Annotated in this window: 2 protein-coding genes; one reads left to right on the plus strand and one right to left on the minus strand. The window is 31.4% G+C overall.

What is annotated here, in order from left to right; genetic code table 11:
* Positions 1-154 precede the first annotated feature (154 nt).
* A complete protein-coding gene (locus AB2369_RS11530) occupies positions 155-2,692 on the minus strand; it encodes a calcium-translocating P-type ATPase, SERCA-type (RefSeq protein ID WP_367666626.1) in 2,538 nt (845 codons plus the stop codon).
* 243 nt (positions 2,693-2,935) lie between these two features.
* On the opposite strand from AB2369_RS11530, the gene AB2369_RS11535 reads away from it, so the two are divergent.
* Complete coding sequence (locus AB2369_RS11535) at positions 2,936-4,576, plus strand: putative manganese-dependent inorganic diphosphatase (RefSeq protein ID WP_367666627.1); 1,641 nt, start codon at positions 2,936-2,938, stop codon at positions 4,574-4,576.
* Positions 4,577-4,703 lie beyond the last annotated feature (127 nt).

The following is a 4,703-nucleotide window of genomic DNA, read 5'->3' on the forward strand; positions in this document are numbered from 1 at the left end:
TTTAAAGGGTTTAAGTGCATGTATAAGTTAAGATTCAAGCTAAAAACCCTATATAAATAAACTCTTTTAAAACTCAACCTTTCATTATATCTTAAATAATAGTAGATATTGATTTAACTTTAATTATTATATGGCTTATTTATAAATAAACTTTTTATTTTGCATATAGATACAGGCTATTTATAAAGCCTATTATTCCAGATAAGAATACAACTATAAGCCATTGTCCTAAATTTAGAGCTGTAGTATGGAATATTGCTCCGAAAAATGGTATATATATTACACTTAAAAGCATTCCTATGGATACAATTACTGCTCCTAATAAATATGGGTTTGTAAAAAGCTTAATTTCAAAAATAGAGTGATGTTCTGACCTACACTCAAATACATGAATAAGCTGTGATAATACTAAGGTTGATAAAGCCATAGTTCTTGAGGTCTCTAAATCATATCCATAATATTTCCCCGCTATGAAAGCTAGTAGTGTACATACTCCTATAAGGCTACCCCTAATGATGATTTTCTCCATAAGTCCCCTTGCAAATATACTTTCATTTTTCTTTCTTGGTTTTTCATCCATAATGTCCTTATCTGGGGGATCTACTCCAAGAGCTATAGCCGGAAGTCCATCTGTTGCTAAATTTACAAATAAAATTTGAATAGGTGTTAATGGGTTCTCAAGATAGAAAAGTGAAGCTAGGAACATGGTTAAAACCTCTCCCAGATTACAAGAAAGAAGATATCTTATAAACTTTCTTATATTATTATATATAACTCTTCCTTCTTCTACTGCAGAAACTATAGTTTTAAAGTTATCATCCATGAGTATCATAGAAGATGCTTCTTTAGAAACGTCAGTACCTGATATACCCATAGCTATTCCAATATCAGCTTCCTTAATAGCTGGTGCATCATTAACTCCATCTCCTGTCATAGCTACCACATTATTTCTTCTCTTATAAGCCCTTACTATTCTCAATTTATGACTTGGACTAACTCTTGCAAATATTCTTATCTTTTTTATTTTAATATCAAGTTCCTTATCGCTTAAGGTTTCAATATCATCTCCTGTTAAAACCTCATCCATAGAATTACACATTCCTATATCTCGTCCAATGGCAAAAGCTGTATTTTTATGGTCTCCTGTAATCATTATAGGCTTTATTCCTGCCATTTTACATTTCAGTACTGCATCTTTTACTTCTTTTCTTGGAGGGTCTATAATCCCTGCTACTCCTAAAAATGTTAGCTCTCTTTCCAAAGAGTTATTTTTAGTTATGTTTTTATCTTTATAGGCAGCTGCTATGCACCTTAATGCGTTAGAAGACATATCCTCTATAGTCTTTGCTACCTTTTCCTTTAATGAATATGTGAATGGAACAATCTGTCCATCTATTAAAACTTTCGTACAATTAGATAGTAATCTTTCTGGAGCTCCTTTTACATAACAAACCTCATTATTGTTATCTTTAATCACAACAGACATCATTTTTCTTGTGGAGTCAAAAGGGATTTCAAAAACTCTTTTTCCCTTTACATTAAAATCTTTAAGGGATTTTAAATCCTTAAAATAACCTTTAATTAAGGCTGTTTCTGTAGGATCTCCTATAAGCCCCTCATTAATACTCTTCTTAGAATAATCATAGTTACAATCATTACAATACACAAAGGCTTTCTTTAATAATACATTATCTGGCACTTTACCTTTATCAAGTTCATATAAATTCTCATTAAAATATAAAGCTTTCATAGTCATTTTATTCTCTGTTAAAGTTCCTGTTTTATCACTGCAAATAATAGATGTGCATCCTAAGGTTTCTACTGCAGGTAATTTTCTAACCAAAGCATTTCTCTCAAGCATTCTAGAAACTCCAAGAGCAAGACAAACAGTAACTATAGCTGCTAATCCTTCTGGAATTGCAGCTACTGCAAGAGAAACTCCAAGCAAAAACATATCTGTAGCTTTTTGTCCCCTTGCTATCCCAACAAAGATTACTATAGCACAAATAAAAAAGCATACAACTACAAGTAACCTACCAAGGCTGTCTAACTTTTCTTTTAAAGGAGATTTTTCTTCTTCTATGGATGATAACATATGAGCTATTTTACCCATTTCAGTACTCATCCCTACTTCTGTAACCCTCATAAGACACTTTCCTTTTAGAACTATAGTTCCCATAAACATAATATTCTCTCTAGAAAGAGTGCTTTTACTAACTCCAACTGATTCTCCTGTTAAAAGAGATTCATCTACCACAGACCCTCCCTCTATAAGCATTCCATCTCCTGGTATTCTATCCCCTGCCTCTAGAACCACAAGATCTCCAACAGTTAAATATTCCGCATTTATAACTCCTATCTTACCATCCCTTATAACCTTAGTAGTTGGAGCTGCTAGAGACTTTAGTGCATCTAAAGATTTTTCTGTTCTAAACTCTTGTACAAAACCAAGAACAGCATTTATTATAACTATTATTATTATGGTTATTGCATCTGCTATATCTCCCATAAAAGAAGATATTATAGTTGCACCTATAAGTACCCATATAATAAAGTCATTAAACTGTGCCAGAAAAATTAATATAGGTGAAACCTTCTTTTTTCCTTGTAGTCTATTAGGTCCATAAGTTCTATACCTTAGCTCTGCCTCCTTCCCACTTAATCCCAAATTCAGTTCCTTCTCTTCAACCACTTAATTCACCTCTCTCTTTACAAAATTGAAAAGAAATTCATCTATCTAAATATATTCAAAGCTATCCTAACTTATTAAAAGAATGTTTTACTTATTAAAATAATTTTTTACTTATTAAAACTTGATTATATAGTATAATTTGTGGTATAAAGTAAAAATATAAAGTATAAATTACAAAAGAATTTTATTGTAATATTAAAAATTTTCTATATACTTTTTTTGTAGCAATAAGGAGGGTAACAATTGAAAAATGTAGTATACGTTACAGGGCATAAGAACCCTGACTCTGATTCTATATGTGCATCTATTGCATATTCAGAACTTAAGAATAAACTTGGGGTAAAAGCTGTAGCTTCAAGACTTGGTAAAATAAACCGTGAAACTCAATTCGTACTTGATTATTTTAAAGTAGAGGCTCCTCTACTTATAGAAACTGTTAAACAGCAAGTATCTGATTTAGATATTGATAATATAGCTCCTATATCTAAAGATATAACTCTTAAAAAAGCTTGGGGCTTAATGAAGAAAAATAATGTAAAAACTTTACCTGTAGTGGATGAAAATGAATCCCTAATAGGTATTGTTTCTGTGTCTAATCTTACTTCTAATTATATGGATGTTTGGGACAATGATATTTTATCAAAAAGTAACACAAGCCTTGAGAATTTAATAGAAACTTTATCTGGAAAAGCGATATACTTAAATGAAAACTCAACTATGTGTGAAGGAAAAATAATAGTTTCAGCTATGCAACCTAACAGCATAAAAACAATAGTTGAAAAAGGTGATATTGCCATATGTGGAGATAGGGAAGATGCTCAAGAAATGCTTATAAAAGCTGGAGCTTCATGCCTAGTTATAACTGGTGGTCATAGTCTTTCAGAAAAAATAATAAATATGGCAAAGGAAAATGGTTGTTCTTTAGTATCAACTCCTTATGATTCATTTACATCTTCAAGACTTATAACTCAAAGTATACCTGTAGGTTATGTTATGACTAAGGATGACCTTGTGTACTTCTCAGAGGATGATTTTGTTGATGAATTGAAAGACGTAATGCTTGAAACAAGATACAGAAGCTATCCAGTGGTTGATTCTAATAACAAGGTAGTAGGATGTGTATCTAGATATCATTTAATATCTAAGAACAAGAAAAAAGTGATACTTCTTGATCATAATGAGCGTGGTCAATCAGTTCATGGTCTTGAGGATGCTGAAATTCTTGAAATCATAGATCATCATAGAATAGCAGATATTCAAACTGGAAATGCTATATACTTTAGAAATGAGCCTGTTGGAAGTACATCAACTATAGTTGCTAACATATTCTTCGAAAATGGAATAAGACCTTCTAGACAAGCTGCTGGAGTGTTATGTGCTGCTATAATTTCTGATACTCTACTATTCAGATCACCAACTTGTACTCCAATAGACAAGATGATAGCTACAAGACTTTCTAAGATAGCTAACATAGATCTTGAAAAGTTTGCTAAGGAAATGTTCAAAGCTAGTACATCTCTTAGTGATAGAACTGTAGATCAACTTCTTTATCAAGATTTTAAGGTATTTAATATAAATGGTATGAAGATAGGTGTTGCTCAAGTCAACACTATGGACCTTGAAAGCTTTGACTCAAAGAGAGAAGATATGATAAAGCTTATGGAAAGCAAGGTTAAAGAAGAAGGATTTAACTTTATTGGATTCATGCTTACAGACATATTAAATGAAGGTACTGAAATGTTTGTAGCTGGACCTGATAGAGAAGTAGTTGCTAGAACCTATGATAAGGAACTTAAGAATAACTCTATGTATCTTCCTGGAGTTCTTTCAAGAAAGAAACAAGTTATTCCACCAATAACAGCAACAATTTCAAGTTCAAAATAATAAAAATCCCCAAATTATTGGGGATTTTTTTATGTTCTTATATAAGTCTAAATTGAAATCATATATTTATTTAATATCTATTTTGTAAATAATATCCCTAGTTGAAATGAACTAACCTTATTACAGC

Origin of the sequence: Clostridium sp. (assembly GCF_040797585.1) — a bacterium.
Taxonomy (GTDB): Bacteria; Bacillota; Clostridia; order Clostridiales; family Clostridiaceae; genus Clostridium_Z.